Source organism: Streptomyces sp. CA-106110 (genome assembly GCF_050936285.1).
Lineage (GTDB): Bacteria > Actinomycetota > Actinomycetes > Streptomycetales > Streptomycetaceae > Streptomyces.
Genome location: NZ_JBNJNB010000001.1, coordinates 1516366 through 1536577, shown reverse-complemented (window position 1 = coordinate 1536577; position 20212 = coordinate 1516366). Strand labels below are relative to the sequence as shown.

Here is a 20212-nt window from a genome sequence, read left to right as displayed (position 1 = left end):
GCATGCCCGAGTACCGCCGCATCCTGCTCGACGGCGCCGCCGTCCAGGTCACCGTCGAGGGCGACGAGCTCGTCGCCGGCGACGGCCGCCGTGTGAAGTCCGACGGCGCCCAGCACCTGCCGCCGGTGGTCCCCTCCAAGGTGATCGCCGTCCACCTCAACCACCGCAGCCGGGTCGAGGAGTTCCGCATCGACCTGCCCGACACCCCGACCTACTTCCACAAGCCGACCTCCGCCCTCAACTCCCACCAGGGCGCGGTCGTCCGCCCCGAGGGCTGCAAGTGGCTCAACTACGAGGGTGAGGTCGCCATTGTCATCGGGAGGACGGCGCGCAACATCTCCCCGGCTGACGCGGGGGAGTACATCGCCGGCTACACCGTCGCCAACGACTACGGTCTGCACGACTTCCGTGACACCGACGCCGGGTCCATGCTGCGGGTGAAGGGCTCGGACACCCTCTGCCCGCTGGGCCCGGGCCTGGTCACCGACTGGGACTTCCACGGCAAGCGCCTGCGCACGTACGTCAACGGCGAGGTGGTGCAGGACGGCTCCACGGACGAGATGAAGTGGGACATGCACTACCTCGTGGCGGACATCGCGCGCACCATCACCCTCTACCCGGGCGATGTGCTGCTGTCCGGCACCCCGGCCAACTCCCGGCCCGTGCGGCCGGGCGACGTCGTCGAGGTCGAGGTCGAGGGCCTGGGCCGGCTCACCAACCACATCGTCACCGGCCCGACTCCCGTCCGGACCGACGTCGGTGCCCAGCCGACGGAGTCCGAGGAGGTCCTGTCCACCGCGCTCGGCGGCGACTGGGAATTCCGTGGCATCAGGCCGCCCAGGCGCTGAGCCGGGCGGCGTCGGTAGGGTCGGGACCATGACCGATCCCGCAGAGCCCGCCGGTGAGCGCCGCACCCGCAAGCGCGTGAGGAATTACGGGGCGGGCCGGGCGGCACTGCTGGACGCCGCTGTGCGGGTGGTGGCCCGCGGCGGGCTGCGCAAACTCACCTACCGGGCCGTCGCCGAGGAGGCCGGGGTCACCCACGGGCTCGTCGTGCACCACTTCGGTTCGCGTGACGCGCTGATCGAGGAGGCGCTCGCCCACGCCGTCCGCTCCTCTCTCCAGAGCAGCGCCCTCGAGCCCGGGACGGGCAAGGTCGCGGACTTCTCGGCCGGCCTCGCGGACATGGTCGAGTCCGGGCCGGACCTGCAGGCCTTCCAGTACGAGCTGCTGTTGGAGGCGCGGCGCCGCCCCGAGCTGCTGCCGCACCTGCGCGGCCTGTACGAGGAGTACTTCGACGCCACCCGGCGCGAGCTGTCGCAGATGCTGTCCCGCCCGGTCGACCGGGGCCTGTACCGGCTGGTCTTCGCTGCCCTGGAGGGCCTCGTGCTGCACCAGTTGGTGTTCGGTGAGCGCGAGGTCACCGAGGAGGCCCTCGCGCAGCTGCGCACCCTGCTGGACGGGCTCGCCGAGCAGCGGGGCGACGACTGAGGCGACCCCGCCGGATCGAGCCGCTCCCACCGCCCACCGCGTGGGCTTCGATCGCGGACCGTGACCGCTCCGACGTGACCGCTCCGACCGCGGACCGCGCCCGCTCCGGGCCGGATCGCGGCCGGAGCGTGCCCGTGGAGCACGGCATCCTAGGAATCTTCGGTCGTCGGGGATTCCCCGCCCCTCACCCCTTGTCAAACGGATAGTTCCGCCCGCACGATGGGGCAACTCGTTTGGCCTGAAACGACCATTCCCCTATCTGGCAGGTGATCCGAGTGGACAGTCAGACGGTCTCCGCCCAGCGGACCGTGCGGGACGCATCCACCGCAGCCACACTCAAGCCCAATGCCCTGGGCGTTTTGGGCATCCTCTTCTTCGTCCTGTCCGCTCAGGCCCCGCTCACGGGAATCGCCGGGGCGGCCCCGATCTCCGTGGCCATCGGCAACGGGGCCGGCACCCCCGCCGCCTATGTGCTGGCCGGGGCCATGATCCTGCTGTTCTCGGTCGGCTTCGTCGCCATGGGCCGCCATGTCGTCGACACCGGCGCCTTCTACACGTACATCGGTACCGGTCTCGGCCGGACCGTGGGCGCGGGCAGCGCGGCCGTGGCCCTGTTCTCGTACTGCGTCATCCAGGCGGCCATGTACGGCCTCTACGGCTCGATCGTCGCCGGCCTCGTCGCCGACCACACGGGTCTGCACCTGGCCTGGTGGGTGTGGGCCGTGATCACCATGCTGGTGGTGCAGGTTCTGGGAGTCACCGGAATCGAGATGGGCGCCAAGGTGCTGGCGGTGTTCGTCACGGCGGAGTTCAGCATCCTGCTGCTGTTCGGTCTGGTCACCCTGTTCAAGGGCGGCGGGCCGGAGGGCCTCGGGGTCGCCGACAGCTTCTCCCCGTCGGCGGCCCTTCAGGGGGCTCCGGGCGTCGCCGTGATGTTCGCCGTCGCGTCCATGTTCGGCTTCGAGGCCACCGCCATCTACGGCGAGGAGGCGCGGGAGCCGAAGAAGACCGTCCCGCGGGCCACCTACCTCTCGGTCCTCGTGGTCACCGGCTTCTTCGCCCTCACCTCCTGGATGCTGATCTCCGCCTACGGCGCCTCCAAGGCCCCCCAGGCCGCCGGGAAGGCGCTGGCAAGCGGCGACTCGGCCGGATTCGTCTTCGCGCCAATCACCGCGCAGTTCGGCGGCTGGGCCAACGACGTCCTCCCCGTCCTGCTCGCCACCTCTCTGTTCGCCGGCATCCTCACCTTCCACAACTCCGCCAACCGCTACCTGTTCTCCCTCGGCCGTGACGGTCAGCTGCCGCGCCGTCTGTGCACGCTCAACACCCGGCACTCCCCCTGGGTGGCCGGGTGCGTGCAGACCGTCGTGGCACTCGCCCTGGTCGTACCCTTCGCGCTGGCCGGCAAGGACCCCGTCCTGACCCTGTTCTCATGGTTCAGCGGACTCGCCGTCCTGGCGATGATGCTGCTCTACCTCCTGACCTCGGTGTCCGTGGTCGTCTTCTTCCGTCGTGAACGTCTGGACGCACGCCCGTGGAACACCCTGATCGCGCCGGCGCTCGGCGCGCTCGGCCTCGCGGGTGCCATCTGGCTCATCCTGGAGAACTTCACCACCCTCATCGGCGGTGAGACGAGCACGGCCGTGTGGCTCGCAATGTCGGTTCCCCTGGTGATGGCGCTCGGAGCGGCCAACGAGCGGTTGCGGCGCCGCAGCCGGGCATCGGCGTAGACATCTCATCCGGTATCAAACGATCAACGTGGTCTGGAGGACCGCATGTCCGCTGTCACCCACGACGAATGGCTCCGCCACGCGAAGGCGATCGAGCTCCCCGGCACGCACCACATCGACGGCGCCGAGGAAGCCGGGGGCGGCACCGTCTTCGGCGTCGTCTCGCCCCGCGACGGTCAGCTGCTGACCGAGGTCGCCGACGGTGGTGCCGCCGAGATCGACGCCGCCGTGGCCGCCGCTCGCCGTGCCTTCGACAGCGGGCCGTGGCCGCGGTCGGCGCCCGCCGACCGCGGCCGGGTCCTGGTACGCATCGCCGAACTCCTCGAGGAGCGGCGTGCCGAACTCGCCCTCACCGTGAGCCTGGAGATGGGCAAACCGATCACGGACGCCCACGACATCGAACTGCGGGCGATCATCAACACCTTCCGCTGGTACGGCCAGTTGGCCGACAAACTCACCGACTCATCCCCGCACACCGCACCGGACGCCCTCGCCCTGGTCACCCGGGAGCCCGCCGGTGTGGTGGGGGCCGTGGTGCCCTGGAACTTCCCGCTGACCCTGGCCGGCTGGAAGGTCGCGCCCGCGCTGGCGGCCGGATGCACGGTCGTCCTCAAGCCGTCGGAGAACTCTCCGCTCTCCGCCCTGCTGCTGGGACGGATCGCCACCGAGGCCGGACTTCCGCCCGGCGTGCTCAACGTCGTGGCCGGCAACGGACCCGTGGCCGGCCGAGCCCTCGGCCTCCACCCCGACGTCGACGTCCTGGCGTTCACCGGCTCCACCGCAGTCGGCCGCCACTTCCTCCACTACGCCGCCGACTCCAACCTCAAGCGTGTGTGGCTGGAACTGGGCGGCAAGTCGCCGAACATCATCCTCCCCGACGCCCCCAACCTGGAGAAGGCCACCGCGACGGCCGCCTGGGGCATCTTCTTCAACCAGGGCGAGATGTGCACCGCGCCCTCCCGGCTGCTGGTGCACTCCTCGATCGCCGAACGCGTCACCGAGGCGATCGTGGCGCGCGCCCGCGACCTGCGCGTCGGGGATCCGCTCGACCCCGCCACCGAGATGGGCGCCCTGGTCGGCGAGAGCCATCTCGGCCGCGTCCTCGACCACGTCCGGCACGCCACCGACGACGGTGCCCGCCTACGCACCGGGGGATCGCGCATCCTCACCGAGACCGGCGGCACCTACCTGGAACCGACGGTGTTCGACCGCGTGGACCGGGACAGCCGACTGGCCCGCGAGGAGATCTTCGGCCCCGTGCTGTCCGTCCTCACCTTCGACGAGCCGGATGAGGCGGTGGAACTCGCCAACGCCACCGAGTACGGCCTCGCCGCCGGTGTGTGGACCGCGGACCTGTCCACCGCCCACCGCCTCTCCCGCGCGCTGCGGGCGGGCACGGTCTGGGTCAACTGCTACGAGGAGGGCGACCTGACCGTGCCGTTCGGCGGCATGAAGCAGTCGGGCAACGGACGCGACAAGTCGGCGCACGCCCTGGAGAAGTACACCGAACTCAAGACCACCTGGATCCAGCTGTGACACGCCCCCTGATAGCCATCCCCGCCCGCTTCTCGGCGACAACATCGGCGCTGCGGTACGCCGCCGAGGTCAATGCCCGTGCGCTCGTCGAGGCGGTGTGGCGGGCCGGCGGCGAACCCGCGACCATCCACCCCACCGACCCCGCGGACAGCGATGTCGCCGCACGACTGACGCGCTTCGACGGCGTCCTGCTGCCCGGTGGCGGCGACGTCGCCCCGCACCGTTACGGAGCGGCCGACACCCACGACTCCGTGTACGACGTCGACGACCTCCAGGACGCCTTCGACCTCGAAGTCGCCCGCCGGGCACTGGAACGGGGACTCCCCCTGCTGGCGATCTGCCGGGGTCTCCAGGTCGTCAACATCGCCCTGGGCGGCACCCTTCACCAGGACATGGGCGGCCCGGAGCACGAGCACCGGCACCTTGTGCACCCGGTGGCGGTCCGGCGGGACACACGGCTGGCGCGGGCGGTGGGCACGGAGAAGGTGGAGGCCTCCTGCTACCACCATCAGCGGGTGGACCGCCCGGGGGCGGGGCTGACCGTCACGGCCTCCGCGGTGGACGGCACGGTCGAGGCTCTCGAACACCCCGGCGGCCGCGGCTGGTTCACGGCGGTGCAGTGGCATCCGGAGGACACCGCGCACCGTGACTCCACCCAGCAGGCGCTTTTCAACGCCTTCGTGGACGCGGCGCGCAGGCGACCCTAGGGGCCGCAAGGCGGCGGCGGACCGGCGCCGCGCCGGGTTCCGGCGGTCGGGAAGGGTAGTGCCGCGTCAGATCCCGTCGGCCGGAAGGGACGGTGCCGCGCCCGGCCGTTGAGCCGGGGAAGGCAGGAGATGATCTGCCGGCGGATCCCCGTTGGATGCCCGGCGGATCCCCGGAGGGTCCCCGCCGGAGTCATGACCTCGGACGGCGGCCGCTGCGGCGCGGTGCGGGTTCGGCGCCGTTGAGCAGGGCGCGCCGACGCTCCTCGCCGTGCTCCTCGACCTGCAGGACGATGCGCCGCAACGACTCCGCCAGCCCGCGGCACTCCGCGTCGCTCAACTGTCCCGTGACGAAGGCCTCTTCCTCGTTGAACGCCGGGAGCACGCGCTGCATCAGCTGCTCACCCTCGTCGGTGAGACCGAGCAGTACCAGCCTGCCGTCGCTTGGGTGGTCGGCGCGCTTTATCAGCCCCCGGGACTCCAGGGTGCGCGCCACCCCGGTGAGCGTGCCCTTGGAGATCCCCGCCTCCGCGGCCACGTGCCGGGTTTCCTGTTCGCCCCAGACCCACACCACCCACAGGACGACGAATGCGGTCCAGGTCAGATCGGACTCCCGCAGCACTGAGTTCTCCAGGTGCTGGCGTACCGTCGACGCCGCCCGGTAGATGTTGGCCACGGCCGCCATCTGGTCCCGGCGGATGGGAATGCCGCCGAGCTTCGCCGCCGCGAGGTTCTCGGCCTCGGTGATGGATCGCTGGCCGGGCACGGGCGCTCCTTCGGTCTGCTCGCCGGAACCGGGACGGCTTGTCGGGCCGCCAGGTCGTCCGGCCGCCCGGTCGTTCGGGCCTTCGAGCGTCGGTCGTTCGGTCGTTCGGCCTCAAATTGTACGGGCGTGATGCCCGTGTATGCCGGGTGCGGTGCCGGTTACTGGGGATGGCCCCCGTGCGCCCCGTTCGCCGATGTGTGCTGCCCAGCGCTCTCGTCGCGCTCGGGTCCGCCGCCCATCGCCCGCAGCATGGCCCGGCCGCCGGTGCGCAGGAACCGCACCACCAGGACCGCGGCCAGGAGCAGGAACGCGATGTTGAGCCAGGTCGTGTAGTCCCAGGTGACCCCCTCCTCGGGGATCCTGGCGTCGGCCTGGTCGGGGATCAGGCCGAGACCGCCGAAGAGGAACTCCACCACGAACCCGGCGACCACCATCGCCGCGTAGAAGGTGCCGAGGAGGAACGCGGCCATGCGCGCTCCATAGTATTTCCGGTAGATGTTCAGGATCGGCAGGATGACCAGGTCCGCGTAGATGAACGCGACCACGCCGCCGAAGCTGATGCCGCCCTTCCACAGCACCACCGCCAGCGGCACGTTGCCGATGGAGCAGACGAACGTGGCGATCGCGACCAGCGGTCCGACGAGCGGCCCGATCACCCGGGCCGCGGTGGGGTGGTCGGCCAGGAAGAACGTACGCCAGAAGTCGTCCGGCACCCATGCGGCGATCGCGCCCGCGATCAGCAGCCCCGCCACCAGATCGCGCAGGATCGCCGCCCACTCCATGGCGAAGATGTGCGACACCGAGGTCAGGCCGTCGCGCGAGAGCAGCCGGCGCAGGAAGCCGCCCTCGCCGCCCATCGACATGTCCATCGCCGCGTGCCCCTCCATCGAACCGGCCAGCCCCCGCTCGGCCTGCTCCCGGGCCTCACGCAGCAGCCGGTCGCGCAGCAGCACACGGAAGAGGACGGCGAGGACCACGATCATCACCGGTCCGCCGACGAACTCGGCGACGGTGAACTGCCAGCCCATCAACAGGGCCAGGATCACGCCCAGTTCGACCACGAGGTTGGTCGAGGCGATCTCGAAGGCCATCGCCGCGGTGAAGTTCGCACCCTTGCGGAACAGGGAGCGCGCCAGCGCCACGGCCGCGTAGGAGCACGAGGACGAGGCCGCGCCGAGTCCGGAGGCCAGCGCGAGCGTGCGCGGCCGGTCGTCGCCCAGCAGTCTTACGACCGTCGACCGGCGCACCACCGCCTGCACCACCGCGGACAGGGTGAAGCCGAGGATCAGCGCCCAGGTGATCTCCCAGGTCATCGACCCCGTGATGAACAGTGCGTGCCCGATCGCATGCCACATGGGGTGCCCTTCGCCATGGCGGTCCGGTACGCGGACACACTGTACCCCCAGGGGGTATCGGGAAACGCTCCGAAACGGACTTCGGGCGGGCGGATCGTGCGACGGCTGGGGGATTCCGGTGAACCGGGTGGCGGGCGGCCACGTATCACTCCGCGGGGACGGCGGGAGACCGCGCGCACGGAAGGAGAGCAGTGTGTCGACACCGCCCGAGCCGAGGCAGCCGCCACGGCGCCCGGTGCTGGAACCCACCCACGTCGTGCGCCGCCGCCGCACGGAGGCCCTGGCCGAACTGATACGCGAGTTCCGCGAGAACGAGAGCCGGCCCCCGGAGCCCGTCCACGAACCGATCGTCGTCCACGTCGAGCCGCCCACCGCCGACGACGCGACGGAGGAGCTGCCGCCCGTACCCTCCCGCGGTCGGCGGGCACGGCCCGCCGACGACGGACTCACGCTGCGGCGCGCGGCCCTCGTGGTCGGGGTGACCGCGGCCGCCCTGATAGGTTTCGGCGCCGCGCTCCTCCTCCCCGGGCCCGGGGACGACGGCGCGGCGCAACGGGCGGCCGCTCCGCCCCACCGGTCGCCCGCCGCCGTCGCCCCCGCCGAGCGGCAGAGCACCGACCCCGACGGCCCCGGCACCCTGCGCGAGGGCGACAGCGGACCGGAGGTGACCGAGCTGCAGCAACGCCTGCTGCGCGTCCCCGACGTCTACGACCACGGCTCCACCGACGGCCGCTACGACGCCACACTCGCCGCCGCCGTCGCCCGCTTCCAGCTCTGGTACGGCATCCGCGGCGACGAGACGGGGGTGTACGGCAACGACACCCGCCGCGACCTCGAGTTCCGCACCACGCTCTAGCGGTGCGGCGGCGGGCACGGCACGGTACGGCGGCCGCTCACCCTGAGCCGTACGGTCCGTGCTCGCACAGCGGTACGGGTGTGTCGCGCACTCCCCTGGCGCGACACACCCGTCACCGTGCGACGGGCGGCTCCCGCGTCAGCAGCCGGGAGCCGGTCCGCCGACCCGGCCCACCGGCGCCGTCCGGCTCACAGGATCGAACGGGCCAGCGCCACCGCCCCCTCGACGGGCGGTACCCGCAAAGGACTCGGCCGCGCGCCGGGCAGCGCCGCGGCGAGCGAGACCGTGAAGGCGTCGTACAGCGCGGGCTGAGCCAGCACCGTGCTGCCCGCGACCACGACATGGTCCACAGGGACCCCGCGGTCGGCGAGCCGCACGACGAGCGCGGCCAGTGAGCGGCCACCCGCGGCGATCACCTCGCGGGCGAGGGCGGAACCGGCCTCGGCGGCCTCGAACACGACCGGTGCGTGCCGCCCCCACTCCGCGGACACGTCCGCGGCGCTCTCCAGCGCCGCGCCGAGTGCCGGGACTTCGGGCACACCGAACGCGGTGATCAGGCGCACCGCCAGCTCGTCCGGTGCCTCGCCGCGGTCGTGTGCCGCCCAGACGGCCCGCGCCGCCTCACGGACGAGACCGGCCGAACCGCCCTCGTCGCCGAGGACCGCTCCCCAGCCGCCGACCTGAAGGGGGCTGCCGTCGCCGAGCCGGCCCACCGCCACCGAACCGGTGCCGGCGACCAGACCGACGCCCTTGTCCAGTCCCGCGGCGGACACCAGCAGTTCGGCGTCGCCCACCACCAACGCCGGTATCCGGAGCCGTTCGCGCAGTTCGGCCCGGATCTGTTCGCACTGGCGCGGTGTCTCGCAGGCGTGCCCGCCCACGGCGACGGCCGAGGGGCGCATGCCGTGCGGTATTGCGTCGTGGACCAGCGCGGTCAGCCAGTCGGCGGCGGCCGCGGGGTCGTGCGGACGCCAGCCGCTGCTCGGCCGGACATGGTCGGCGACGCATACCTCACCCGCGACCGCCTGAAGACGGGGCTTGGTGCCGCCCACGTCGACACCGACCACGAGGGACGTCGAGTCCTGCACGGATCCTCTTTCAACCGTCACGCTGCGCCTGCTCCTTGTGCGGGCCACTCTGATCCCCGCAGTACACGATTTTCTACGATTCGGCCCCGAACGGCACCCATCCGCCTGTGACCGGCCCGGATTCCTCGGTGCGGACGCGTACTTCACCTTCGTGAAACGTCCAGTCCCACGGGGCGATGTTCGCCCTGTCGACGCCCGCCCTCCTCCCGGCGCTCATCTGCTTCCTCGACGTCCGTAAGAGGCTGGGCGAAGGCCCGGCGAACTGCGTCTCGAAGGGATGTCGGACATGCATCTCCCGTACCAGCGGGGTCCGTTGCACGACCTCGCGGACACCCCGGTGGCGTACGACACCGTCCTCGCCGAGGTCACCGAGGAGGCCCTGGAGCGCCTGACGCCGGAGGGCAGCCTCGAACACCTCGGCGCCCTCCTCGACGTCGGCGACACCTCGCTCGGCGTCACCGCGCTGCTGGCCCTGGCCTGGCAGCGCACCAAGGACCCGCACCTGCCCGAGGCCGTCGGCCGCAGCCTGGCGTTCCATCTGCGTGAGCGGGTGTTCACGGACGACAACCCCGGCTACCCCAACCTTCGGCTCCGCGACTCCGGGCTGCCGTACGCCCGTTATGTCCTCGAAGCGGGCGCGCACCCCATCGGCGACTGGCCGAGCACGGTCTGGGCACTGCTCCAGGCGGTCAACCTGCTCGACGCGGCGGACGGGCTCCTCCACGGCGAACAGCGCGCCGACCTCCTCACCGTGGCGCACGGGTACTGGCGTTGGCTGACCGAGGCGACCTTCTTCAACCCGCAGGAGGCGGGCAACCAGGCGATCGGCTGCGTGGTGGGCGGCCTGATGCTGGCCCGCCACCTCCCCTCCTCCGAGGGCGAGCCGGTCCGCGCCCGGGCGCTGAGCCTGTACGCGGACCGGATCCGTGCCCACCGGGTGCTGGACCGGGGTGCGCTTCTGCCGCCCGAGCACGGAGGCGCGTACGACAACAACTACGGCCCGATCTCGCTCTCCTTCCTGGCCCAGGCGCACCGGGTCAGCGGCGAGGACGTCTTCACCGAGGACGGCGACGCGCTCGCCCGCTACATCGACGCACGCCTGACCAACGGGGGATTCGACATCGGAGGCCCCCGCTACAGCGAGCAGCACTCCGGCTTCGAGTCCGTCCTCGGCCTGCGCTACTTCAGCGGCCGCATCGGTTCCGATCTGGGACGCTACCGGGGCGACACGCGCTGGGGGCGGCACGCGGTCCACCTGGACGGGGGCATCGACGGCCACTTCGCCTTCATGCTGGTCTGGCAGATCCAGGACCCGGCACGCTGGCACCGGACGCCGTCGACGGGGATCGCCCGCCACCAACTGCGGGCGGGAACGGTCTCGGTGGCCTTCGACGACCGGATGACCCCGTCGCTGGTGGAGGCCGGCGGCACCTACTACCTGCCGGCCGCCGTGAACCGCCAGCACGGCTTCGGCCCGGTGACCGACGGTTTCCTGCTGTGCCGGCCCATGGGCCGGGTACGGGTCCGCGACCTCCGGACCGACGGTCTGGCGGCCAAGCTGGTCACCAAACCGGTCGTCGGCCGTGACCATGTCCTGCGGCACGTCAGGTCCCTGTACGTCACCGACGGCACGAGCCTGTGGATGACGGTCGCGGTGGAACGGCTCGACGGAACGCCGTACCTGCTGGCCGGCCTGCCGTACGCCGCGGACGACGGCGACCGGGTGCGCAGAACGGCGGAGGCGCAGGCGGAGGCCGCCGGCGAACTGAGGCTCACGCACCCGCGGATGGCGGGCGTCGAGCACTTCGCGGCAGATGCGGAGACCACCCAGGAACAGGCGGCCTTCGCCCTCGCCGCCGACCCGCGCGGTTACGGCAACCCGGACGACGGCTGGCGCCGTCTGGTGTCCTCCACCGCGCTCGAAGTGGAACCGGCCCCCGGTGTCCGGGACGATCTGTGTGTGTTCGCCGTGCGGTACGGCCCCGGAGGGCGCTACGCCCCGGTCTTCGAGTACACCGCGGAGGGGCTGACGGTGCGCACGGAGGCCTTCGAGGCGACGATCGGCGAGCCGGCGGGCGATGCGAGCGGCGAACCGGTGCTCACCCTGCGGGGCTGACCTGCCGGTGGCGGGCGAGGGGCGGATTCAGCGGCGCGGTCCCCTGACCGTGCTGCCTGGCACCGTGGGACCGGTCACCGGCGAGCCACCGGCACATGGTTCGGGCCGGGCTGCGGTGCCGAGGGCGCGGGCAGCGCCGTCTCCGGCACGATCAGGTCCGCCAGGTCCCGGGTGGTCGCCACCAGGTCCGCGTTGCGCTGGTCCGTGCCCAGCACCCATGCCACCGCCGCGTCGTGGTCCTTGCCGAACTCCTCGTGTCGGGCCACCAGCCGCTCGATGCGCTGCCGCTCGTCCGTCTCGCAGAACCACACCTCGTCCAGCTGCGGGCGGACCCGCGCCCAGGCACCGGTGTCCAGCAGCAGGTAGTTGCCCTCCGTGACGACCAGGCGCGTCGCCGCCGGGACCGGAAGGGCTCCCGCGATCGGCTGTTCCAGCACCCGCTCGAAGCCCGGCGCGTACACCGTCTCCGCGTCCTCCTCGCGCAGGCGCCGCAGCAGCGCCGCGTACCCCGCCGCGTCGAAGGTGTCCGGCGCGCCCTTGCGATCGCGGCGCCCCAGCCGCTCCAGCTCCACGTCGGCCAGGTGGAAGCCGTCCATCGGGACGTGCGCCACCCACGGCCGGCCGTCGTCGTTGAGGTCGCGCACTAGGCGTTCGGCGAGTGTCGTCTTGCCCGCCCCCGGGGCGCCGGCGATGCCGAGGATCGCACGGCGGCCGGAGCCGGCGAGGGACGCGGCCCGCTGGAGAAGGTCGTCGAAGGTCATGGGGGTGAGCCGCTCGCTGCAGGGGGTGGGTCCCCGCCATTGGACCAGAGACGGCGCCGGAGCGCGAGAAGGAGAAGCGGCTCACCGCCGCCACGGCCGAGGCGCCGGGCGGCCGGGGAGCCGTTGGTGTAGGCATGGGATTCCGGGGCATGTGCGGACACGGCACCGCGCGCACCGGGCGCACGGCACGCCGCCTCGCGGGAAGGGATCAGGGCGTCGTATGAGTGAGTCGCCAGGGCATGAGCAGCATGAAGCGGAGGAGATGGAGCTGATGCGGGCCGAGGTCCGGCATCTGCGGGCCCGGCTGCGCGCGCATCCGCTGATCTCCGAGGCACAGGGCCTGCTGCGGGAACGCTATGGCCTGCCGGACGCCGAGAGCGCGTTCGCCCTGCTCCAGCGGGCCTCCCAGCAGTACAACGTCAAGTTGCGCACCCTCGCGGGGGCCCTGACGCGCGCCCAGCGCCCGGACGAGCGGGAGCCGCTGTGGTTTCCCCGGCGGGCCCGCCGCGCCGAGCCCGGACTGACCTTCGACGGGGCCGGACGGGCCCGGGGCGGCAACCGGGGCGCGGTGCTGAGCGCCGTGCTCAGCCAGGCCCTCGCGGTCGTCAGCTCGGACATGGCCAATGTGCAGACGCGCGACCGTGCGAAGGGCGGTCTGCTTCTGGAGAAGCACACCGGACTGTCCGCCGACTTCGTCGACTTCTTCAGCCATGTCGAGGAAGCCGGTACCGCGTGCGGGCTGGCCGCCCAGAAGGTCGCGCAGATCACCGTCGAGGACGTGGCCACGGACCCGGTGTTCACCGGACCCGTCCGCGAGACGATCCTGCGTGCGGGCAGCCGTGCCTGCCACAGCGTGCCGCTGACCACCGCTGCGGGAACGTGTGTCGGAGTGGTCTCGGTCCACCTGGACCGCCCTATCAAAGGGCTGACGGCGGCTCAGACCAGGACGCTCGACCGGGTCGGCGCCGAGGCGGGCGAGTGGCTGGGCTGGTACGACCGTACGGTCGTCGTGGACGCCCTCGAGTATCTGCACGCGCTCGGCCGGGACCATGGCGGGAGACGGTTCAGACGTTCCTGAAGTGCCCCGCCCACGTGCCCGCCACGGCCACCCAGCGGCAACCGGGTGGTACCGGCGGGGCCGAATGTGGTGCTCATTACTCTCTGCCCGGCGTTCTTCGGGGAAAGTGGCTCCTATGACAGAGCTCGGTCTTCCGGACGGCATCCAGGCCTGCCTCTTCGATCTCGACGGGGTCATCACCAAGACCGCCGTCGTCCACGCGGCCGCGTGGAAGCAGACGTTCGACGACTTCCTGCATCAACGGGACGGGGACGCATACCGCCCCTTCGACGAGGTCGCGGACTACGACGAATACGTCGACGGGCGCCCCCGCGCCGACGGCGTGCGCACCTTCCTGGCCTCCCGGGACATCCGGCTGCCCGAAGGCGCTCCCGACGACCCGCCGGACCGGGAGACCGTCCACGGTCTGGGCAACCGCAAGAACGAACTGCTCCTGGAGCTGATCCGCACCCGTGGTGTCGAGGCCTACGACGGCACGATCCGCTACGTCGAGGCGGTGCGTGCCGCCGGTCTGCGCACGGCCGTCGTCTCCTCCAGCGCCAACTGCCGGGACATCCTGCGGTCGATCGATGCTGAGCACCTCTTCGAAGTGCGCATCGACGGTGTCGTCGCCGCCGAGCGGCACCTTCCGGGCAAACCGCACCCGGACACCTTCCTCGCCGCCGCCCACGACCTCGGCGTCGAGCCCAAGGCAGCGGCGGTCTTCGAGGACGCGCTCGCGGGCATGGACGCCGGGCGCTCGGGCCACTTCGGGTACGTCGTCGGCCTGGACCGCGTCGGTCAGGCGGACGCGCTGCGCGCCCACGGCGCCGACGTCGTCGTACCGGACCTCGCGGAACTGAGGGAGCGGCGTTGATCACCCACACCTCGTACGCCGTCGAACCCTGGGTGCTGCGCGAGCGGGGGCTGCACCTCGACGTCCTCCCGCAGAGCGAGTCCGTGTTCGCGCTGTCCAACGGGCACGTCGGCTGGCGCGGCAACCTCGACGAGGGTGAGCCGCACGGACTGCCGGGCTCCTACCTCAACGGCGTCCACGAACTGCACCCCCTGCCCTATGCCGAGGCAGGGTACGGCTATCCGGAGTCCGGTCAGACCGTCATCAACGTCACCAACGGCAAGGTCGTCCGTCTGCTGGTGGACGACGAGCCCTTCGACCTGCGCTACGGGCGGCTGCGCTCCCACGAACGAGTCCTGGACCTGCGGGCGGGCACGCTCACCCGTACCTGCGAGTGGACCTCACCGGCCGGCACGACGGTCCGGGTGCGCTCCACGCGCCTGGTCTCCTTCACCCAGCGTGCCATCGCCGCGGTCGCCTACGAGGTGGAGGCCGTCGACGGTCCCGCCCGCATCGTCGTGCAGTCGGAACTGGTGGCCAACGAACAACTTCCCGGCCACAACGGCGATCCGCGGGCCGCCATGGTCCTGGAGTCACCCCTGGAGTCGGAGGAGCACTTCGCCTCGAGCGACCGGCTGCGCTTGGTGCACCGCACGCGCCGCAGCGGCCTCAGGGTCGGTGCCGCGGCCGACCATGTGGTCAGCGGTCCCGAGCCGACCACGACCAAGAGCGAGGCGACCGACGACCTCGCCCGGCTCACCGTGGCCTCCGCTCTCAAGGAGGGCGAGCGGCTGCGCGTGGAGAAGTTCGTCTCCTACGGCTGGTCCGGCACCCGTTCGCTGCCCGCGATCAGCGACCAGGTGGACGCGGCGCTGGCCGCCGCCGCCAGTGTCGGCTGGGTGGGACTGGTCGCCGAACAGCGGGCCTACCTGGACGACTTCTGGGCGCGTTCGGACGTCGAGGTGGAGGGTGACGAGCAGATCCAGCAGGCGGTGCGGTTCGCCCTCTTCCACGTTCTGCAGGCCGGGGCCCGCGCCGAGCAGCGCGCCATTCCCGCCAAGGGGCTGACCGGTTCCGGCTACGACGGCCACGCCTTCTGGGACACCGAGATGTTCGTGCTGCCGCTGCTGACCTACACCTCGCCCGGCGCGGTCGCCGAGGCGCTGCGGTGGCGGCAGAACACACTGCCCGCCGCCAGGGAGCGGGCGGCGCAGCTCGGGCTGCGCGGCGCCGCGTTCCCGTGGCGGACCATCGAGGGCTCGGAGGGTTCGGCCTACTGGCCGGCCGGCACCGCCGCCTTCCATGTCAACGCCGACATCGCCGACGCCGTCGTGCGTTACACGGCGGCCACCGGCGACGAACACTTCGAACGCGACACCGGCGTCGAACTTCTCGTGGAAACGGCCCGGTTGTGGCGCTCGCTCGGCCACCACGACCAGCGCGGCACCTTCCACATCGACGGAGTGACGGGCCCCGACGAGTACAGCGCGGTCGCCGACGACAACACGTACACCAATCTGATGGCCCGGGCGAATCTGCAGGCCGCCGCGGACGCTGTGGGGCGGCATCCGCGCCGGGCCGAGGAACTGGGCGTCGGTGAGGAGGAGAGCGCCGCCTGGCGTGACGCCGCCGAGGCGATGCACGTCCCGTACAACGACGACCTGGACGTGCACGAACAGCACGCCGGGTTCACCCGCTACCAGCGCTGGGACTTCGCCGCGACCCGCCCCGACCAGTACCCGCTCCTGCTGCACTTCCCGTACTTCGACCTGTACCGCAAGCAGGTGATCAAGCAGGCCGACCTGGTGCTGGCGATGTACACGTGCAGCCCCTGCTTCGACCCGGAGCAGAAGGCGCGCAACTTCGCCTACTACGAACCTCTCACCGTACGGGACTCCTCTCTGTCCGCGTGCTGCCAGGCTGTCATCGCGGCGGAGACGGGCCATCTCTCGCTCGCCTACGACTATCTGCACGAAGCGGCCCTGATGGACCTGCAGGACCTGGAGCACAACACTCGCGACGGCCTGCACATCGCGTCTCTCGCCGGTACCTGGATGGCGCTCGTCGCGGGCTTCGGCGGACTGCGCCACCACGGGACGAGGGTCGACTTCGCGCCGCGTGTCCCGGAGAAGTTCGGCCGTCTCGCGTTCACGCTGGAGCTGCGGGACCGCCGACTGCGGGTGGAGATCGACCGTACGACGGCCACGTACACCCTGCTGGACGGAGAGCCGCTGACGGTCCACCACCACGGTGCACCGCTCAATCTGGACGTCGACAAACCGCAGACCCTCGACATCCCGCCCCTCAGGCCCCGCGCGGCGCTCGACCAGCCCCTGCACCGGCGTCCCAACAACCGGCCCGGCAAGAAGGCCTGACCGGGGACCGGCCCGCCGCCGCTCACCGTGCCCGTCCGACACGGTGAGCGGACCGGTGCCGTGCCCGTCCCGGCGGGTCGGACACGGCCGGTGATCCGCGTCAGACGCTGTACCCGCCATCGACGCCGAGCACCTGCCCGGTGATGAACCCGGCCCGCTCGGAGGCGAGGAACGCGACCGCCTCCGCGATGTCCACCGCGGTGCCGAACCGGCGCAGCGGGATGTTGCGCCGGGCGATCTCCAGCGCCGCCTCGTCGAGTTCACCGGTCGCCATCAGCCGTGCCGCCATGCCGTCCGTCAGCATGCCGGGCGCTACGCAGTTCACGCGCACGCCGTACCGGCCCTCCTCGGCGGCGAGCGCCCGAGCGACCGCCTCGACCGCGCCCTTGGTTCCCGCCGACAGCCCGTCGCGCACCGGGAACCTGCGGGTGGCGACGGTGGTGACGGCGACGACGCTGCCCCGGCTCTCCCGCAGCACCGGCAGCGCCGGATGCACCAGATTGAAGAACGCCGCGGCGTCCGCGTTCAGCTGCGCCCGGTACTGGCCGGGGGAGACCCTGCTCAGATGCACCATCGGCACATGCGGGCCCGCCGCGTAGACAAGGGTTGGAGGCCTCCGAGGGAATCGGCGGCCCGGTGCACCGCCCGAGCCGTGGCGGACTCCTCGCTCAGGTCCAGCCTGAGCGCCAGGCACCGGCGCCCGCACTCCTCGACCTCCCCGACGAGGGCCGCTGCCAGCCGCTCGTTGGCCAGGTAGGAGAAGGCCACGTCGCTGCCCCGCTCGGCCAGCGTCCTGACGAGCGCCGCACCGATGCCGCCGGTGCCGCCCGCGACGAGCGCGCCGCCGGTCCTGCGCGAGAAGTCCGCCACCGTACCGCCTCACAATCCTGGTTCCGGTGCGCGGGGCAGCGCCCGTCTCCCCGCGCACCCGGTGATGGGTACTCCAGCGTGTAGCGGCATACGCCGAAGAGGGGAAGACCTGGGCGGTGAGGCGCGAGAGAGTCGCAGGGCGCTGTCAGCCGCCGAACAGCTGTGTCCAGTACGTTCCCGCCTGGCCGCCGCCCACGAAACCGACGCCGATGTGGGTGAAGGCTGGCTTGACGATGTTGGCCCGGTGACCCGGGCTGTCCATCCAGCCGCGCACGACCTCGGCGGGGGAGCGCTGGCCGCACGCTATGTTCTCGCCGATCGTGCGGTGGCGGGAGCCCGCGGCTGCGGCGCGGTCCCAGGGCTCGCGGCCGTCGGGGGAGGTGTGGGCGTAGAACGCCCGGGCCACCATGTCCGCGCTGTGCGCCTGAGCCGCGGCGGAGAGTAGGGGATCGGCCGCGAGCGGCGGCAGACCGGCCGTGGCCCGTTCCGCGTTGGTCAGCGCGGTCACCTCCTCGGCCGTCCGCACCAGCCCGGCAGCCGAGAAGGGCCGGGCCCACAGCGCCGTCCAGTACAGGTCGCCCGAGCGCGGACCGGGAACGCACGCCACACCTGCCTGGGTGAACGCGGGCTCGCACAGGGTACGGCGCGACCGCTCGTCGCCGAGGCAGTAGTCCACGAACTCGGCCGGGTCGCGCGGACCGGAGACCAGGTGCTCGCCGACCGTCAGATACGCGTACCCGGTCGCGGTGATGCGCTGGTGCACGGAGACGCCGTCCGCGCTCTCGCCGGCCAGAGCGCCACGGGCGGCCATCCCCGCGGCGTGCGCGTGCGCCGCCGCCGTGAGTCGCGCGTCGAGCGAGATGGCAGGTGAACCGGTCCGGGCGCGGGCCGAGTTGACCAGGGCCAGGAAGCCGTCGGGAGGCGGCAACGGCATCGGCGCGGGGGCGAGGGGAGATGCCGGTGCCGGGTCGTTCGCCACGTCCACGCCGAAGTCCCGGGCCACGCCCGCCAGACCGTCCGCATAGCCCTGCCCCAGCGCGCGCAGCTTCCAGCCCGCGCCCCGGCGGTAGAGCTCGGCGAGCAGCAGGACGGTCTCCTGCCGCGGGCGTGGCGGGGTGAAGCGGGCGACGGCGCGGCCACCGGTTCCTGCGACGTACAGCGTGGGGGCGGGCAGGGCGCTCAGGGACAGGGACGGGTCGGCGGGACTGACCACCACGGTGACGCGTTCGGCTCCGGCCCTGAACCCGGCGGGGCGGACGCTCAGTTCCCCGTCGAGCAGCCGGACGCCCGGCGCGGACGGCTGGTTGTAGAACACGAAGTCGGCGTCGCCACGCACCTTTCCGCCGGCGTCGGTGACGAGCGCGGAAACGTCGAAGGGTCCCGGCACCCGGAGCGTCAGGGTGCCGTCCGGGAGGGCCAGATTGCCCCCGGGAACCAGCTCGTTCATCGTGCCGTCCGCTCGTCCGTGCCGCTGCCAGGACGCGTGCGGCCGCGCGGCCGCCGCCCGTCAGTCGGACAACGCGCCGCCGCCGCGCGGCCGCCGCCCGTCAGTCGGACAACGCGCCGCCGCCGCGCCCGGGTTCCCGCACCGGAACGGCGGCACGCATCGACCTGAGGGCGAGCAGCAGCACGCCGATGTCGTCCAGATAGACGGGATCGGGCAGCAGATCGGTGGGCAGCACCAAGTACAGGACCGCACCCCAGAAGACCCAGCGGGGCCCTGTGGGCAGTCCGGCCCGGCGCAGATCACGACGGGTGCGGACCAGTCGCCGCAGCAGGGCGAGCGCCACGCCGAGCACCACCGCCGCGAGGAGCGCGACGGCGGCGATCAGGATCCAGGTGGTGGAGTCCATGTACAGCTCCGGGCATCCGTAGGAGTCGTCCCATGCTACGGATGCCCGGCTTCGCGGCGGGCAGTGCCCGCGCCGGTGCACAATGCCCCGCACGGATGCGGAAGGCGGGGCGCGGCGCCGTGCCCTCAGTGACCGGCGCGGGTGGAACTGCTCTCCAGCAGCGCCTGGCTGACCGCCCGTACGCTGCGCGCGATGTGCTGGAGCTGCATGATCTCGGCGGCGTACAGCCTGATGGTGTGCTCGATGACCGACTCGGGCAGACCCAGAGCGGGCAGCTCGGCGCGGGCCGTCTGCAGCGCCGTCCGGGCCACCCGCACCTCCTGCTGCACCTGGATCTGGGCGTGCCGGGCGAGCAGGACCGGATGGCGGATCAGGGCCGGATAGCTGGCGTAGCGCGCCGGTACGAGGTCGCGCAGCCACTTGGCTGCCGAACGCTCCCAGTCGTAGCTACCGGGTGTCTTGACCTGGCACGGCCAGTCCGAGCTGATCGGCGAGTACGTCGTCAAGGCCATGATCTTCGCTTCCGGGTCACGTCGGCTCAGGGTGGTACGGCGACTTGGGGGCGGCCCCGGCCTAGGGGAGGACCGGAGCCGCCGCCATGGACGCCCGCGCAGCGGGGCCCGGCCGGACACCAGGAGTCCGTGGGTAGGAGCGGACGCCCGGGAGTCCGTACGGCGTGGCCCGGGGGTCCGGGTCACGATCCGCGAGCAGTATTTATATATACCGCTGGGTACGCAAGGACATGAAAAAATTCACCCAGGATTTGTGGAGAACGATCCCGTCTTGTGATCGAGCCGA

General features: G+C 72.0%; 17 protein-coding genes and 1 pseudogene. 10 read left to right on the top strand and 8 right to left on the bottom strand.

Annotated elements, in window-relative coordinates; all coding sequences use genetic code 11:
* The first annotated feature begins 2 nt into the window (after positions 1 to 2).
* The 5 genes from ACQEXA_RS07170 to ACQEXA_RS07150 all read left to right on the top strand — a co-directional run bounded on the left by ACQEXA_RS07170 (position 3) and on the right by ACQEXA_RS07150 (position 5464).
* Positions 3 to 848 (top strand): fumarylacetoacetate hydrolase family protein, encoded by an 846-nt coding sequence (locus ACQEXA_RS07170; protein ID WP_432936051.1) that lies wholly within the window; start codon positions 3 to 5, stop codon positions 846 to 848.
* Between the two features lie 28 nt (positions 849 to 876).
* Positions 877 to 1491, top strand: coding sequence for a TetR/AcrR family transcriptional regulator (locus tag ACQEXA_RS07165; RefSeq protein WP_432936053.1), 615 nt, complete (start codon positions 877 to 879; stop codon positions 1489 to 1491).
* Between the two features lie 275 nt (positions 1492 to 1766).
* Positions 1767 to 3221, top strand: coding sequence for an APC family permease (locus ACQEXA_RS07160; RefSeq protein WP_432936056.1), 1455 nt, complete (start codon positions 1767 to 1769; stop codon positions 3219 to 3221).
* 45 nt (positions 3222 to 3266) lie between these two features.
* Positions 3267 to 4757 (top strand): aldehyde dehydrogenase, encoded by a 1491-nt coding sequence (locus tag ACQEXA_RS07155; RefSeq protein WP_432936059.1) that lies wholly within the window; start codon positions 3267 to 3269, stop codon positions 4755 to 4757.
* Positions 4754 to 5464 (top strand): gamma-glutamyl-gamma-aminobutyrate hydrolase family protein, encoded by a 711-nt coding sequence (locus ACQEXA_RS07150; RefSeq protein ID WP_432936062.1) that lies wholly within the window; start codon positions 4754 to 4756, stop codon positions 5462 to 5464. Before ACQEXA_RS07155 ends, ACQEXA_RS07150 begins: the two co-directional genes overlap by 4 nt.
* A gap of 190 nt (positions 5465 to 5654) precedes the next feature.
* Here the strand turns inward: ACQEXA_RS07150 and ACQEXA_RS07145 are convergent, their stop codons facing one another.
* Together ACQEXA_RS07145 and ACQEXA_RS07140 are read right to left on the bottom strand one after the other, a co-directional pair.
* Entirely contained in the window at positions 5655 to 6227 is a 573-nt protein-coding gene (locus ACQEXA_RS07145) for a MarR family winged helix-turn-helix transcriptional regulator (RefSeq protein ID WP_432936064.1), read from the bottom strand.
* Positions 6228 to 6385: 158 nt separating this feature from the next.
* A complete protein-coding gene (locus ACQEXA_RS07140; protein ID WP_432936066.1) occupies positions 6386 to 7582 on the bottom strand; it encodes a permease in 1197 nt (398 codons plus the stop codon).
* Positions 7583 to 7775: 193 nt separating this feature from the next.
* Between ACQEXA_RS07140 and ACQEXA_RS07135 the strand changes: the two genes are divergently transcribed.
* Positions 7776 to 8438 (top strand): peptidoglycan-binding domain-containing protein, encoded by a 663-nt coding sequence (locus ACQEXA_RS07135; protein ID WP_432936068.1) that lies wholly within the window; start codon positions 7776 to 7778, stop codon positions 8436 to 8438.
* A gap of 188 nt (positions 8439 to 8626) precedes the next feature.
* Here ACQEXA_RS07135 and ACQEXA_RS07130 read toward each other — a convergent pair whose 3' ends face one another.
* Positions 8627 to 9526, bottom strand: a complete 900-nt coding sequence (locus ACQEXA_RS07130; protein WP_433134475.1) for an N-acetylglucosamine kinase — start codon at positions 9524 to 9526, stop codon at positions 8627 to 8629.
* A 286-nt stretch (positions 9527 to 9812) separates the two neighbouring features.
* Between ACQEXA_RS07130 and ACQEXA_RS07125 the strand changes: the two genes are divergently transcribed.
* On the top strand, positions 9813 to 11642 hold the full coding sequence (locus ACQEXA_RS07125) for a hypothetical protein (protein WP_432936070.1): 1830 nt from the start codon (positions 9813 to 9815) through the stop codon (positions 11640 to 11642).
* A gap of 74 nt (positions 11643 to 11716) precedes the next feature.
* On the opposite strand, the gene ACQEXA_RS07120 is transcribed toward ACQEXA_RS07125, so the two are convergent.
* Entirely contained in the window at positions 11717 to 12403 is a 687-nt protein-coding gene (locus ACQEXA_RS07120) for a nucleoside/nucleotide kinase family protein (RefSeq protein ID WP_432936073.1), read from the bottom strand.
* Between the two features lie 220 nt (positions 12404 to 12623).
* On the opposite strand from ACQEXA_RS07120, the gene ACQEXA_RS07115 reads away from it, so the two are divergent.
* The 3 genes from ACQEXA_RS07115 (at position 12624) to ACQEXA_RS07105 (ending at position 16691) form a co-directional block, all read left to right on the top strand.
* Positions 12624 to 13481 (top strand): ANTAR domain-containing protein, encoded by an 858-nt coding sequence (locus ACQEXA_RS07115; RefSeq protein ID WP_432936076.1) that lies wholly within the window; start codon positions 12624 to 12626, stop codon positions 13479 to 13481.
* Positions 13482 to 13596: 115 nt separating this feature from the next.
* Positions 13597 to 14337, top strand: coding sequence for a beta-phosphoglucomutase family hydrolase (locus ACQEXA_RS07110; RefSeq protein ID WP_432936078.1), 741 nt, complete (start codon positions 13597 to 13599; stop codon positions 14335 to 14337).
* Positions 14334 to 16691 (top strand): glycoside hydrolase family 65 protein, encoded by a 2358-nt coding sequence (locus ACQEXA_RS07105; protein ID WP_432936081.1) that lies wholly within the window; start codon positions 14334 to 14336, stop codon positions 16689 to 16691. Before ACQEXA_RS07110 ends, ACQEXA_RS07105 begins: the two co-directional genes overlap by 4 nt.
* Before the next feature lie 100 nt (positions 16692 to 16791).
* On the opposite strand, the pseudogene ACQEXA_RS07100 reads toward ACQEXA_RS07105, so the two are convergent.
* The 4 genes and pseudogenes from ACQEXA_RS07100 to ACQEXA_RS07085 form a co-directional block, all read right to left on the bottom strand.
* Positions 16792 to 17561: pseudogene (locus ACQEXA_RS07100) on the bottom strand (SDR family NAD(P)-dependent oxidoreductase).
* Positions 17562 to 17706: 145 nt separating this feature from the next.
* Complete coding sequence (locus ACQEXA_RS07095; RefSeq protein ID WP_433129106.1) at positions 17707 to 19008, bottom strand: CAP domain-containing protein; 1302 nt, start codon at positions 19006 to 19008, stop codon at positions 17707 to 17709.
* Positions 19009 to 19108: 100 nt separating this feature from the next.
* On the bottom strand, positions 19109 to 19414 hold the full coding sequence (locus tag ACQEXA_RS07090; RefSeq protein ID WP_359397597.1) for a YkvA family protein: 306 nt from the start codon (positions 19412 to 19414) through the stop codon (positions 19109 to 19111).
* A 125-nt stretch (positions 19415 to 19539) separates the two neighbouring features.
* A complete protein-coding gene (locus tag ACQEXA_RS07085; RefSeq protein ID WP_359397599.1) occupies positions 19540 to 19926 on the bottom strand; it encodes a hypothetical protein in 387 nt (128 codons plus the stop codon).
* Between the last annotated feature and the right edge of the window lie 286 nt (positions 19927 to 20212).

Coding starts and splice junctions, on each gene's coding strand:
- ACQEXA_RS07120 (WP_432936073.1), bottom strand. CDS start 12,403: ATGACCTTCGACGACCTTCTCCAGCGGGCCGCGTCCCTCGCCGGCTCC.
- ACQEXA_RS07125 (WP_432936070.1), top strand. CDS start 9,813: ATGCATCTCCCGTACCAGCGGGGTCCGTTGCACGACCTCGCGGACACC.
- ACQEXA_RS07095 (WP_433129106.1), bottom strand. CDS start 19,008: ATGAACGAGCTGGTTCCCGGGGGCAATCTGGCCCTCCCGGACGGCACC.
- ACQEXA_RS07090 (WP_359397597.1), bottom strand. CDS start 19,414: ATGGACTCCACCACCTGGATCCTGATCGCCGCCGTCGCGCTCCTCGCG.
- ACQEXA_RS07085 (WP_359397599.1), bottom strand. CDS start 19,926: ATGGCCTTGACGACGTACTCGCCGATCAGCTCGGACTGGCCGTGCCAG.
- ACQEXA_RS07165 (WP_432936053.1), top strand. CDS start 877: ATGACCGATCCCGCAGAGCCCGCCGGTGAGCGCCGCACCCGCAAGCGC.
- ACQEXA_RS07110 (WP_432936078.1), top strand. CDS start 13,597: ATGACAGAGCTCGGTCTTCCGGACGGCATCCAGGCCTGCCTCTTCGAT.
- ACQEXA_RS07170 (WP_432936051.1), top strand. CDS start 3: ATGCCCGAGTACCGCCGCATCCTGCTCGACGGCGCCGCCGTCCAGGTC.
- ACQEXA_RS07115 (WP_432936076.1), top strand. CDS start 12,624: ATGAGTGAGTCGCCAGGGCATGAGCAGCATGAAGCGGAGGAGATGGAG.
- ACQEXA_RS07140 (WP_432936066.1), bottom strand. CDS start 7,582: ATGTGGCATGCGATCGGGCACGCACTGTTCATCACGGGGTCGATGACC.
- ACQEXA_RS07155 (WP_432936059.1), top strand. CDS start 3,267: ATGTCCGCTGTCACCCACGACGAATGGCTCCGCCACGCGAAGGCGATC.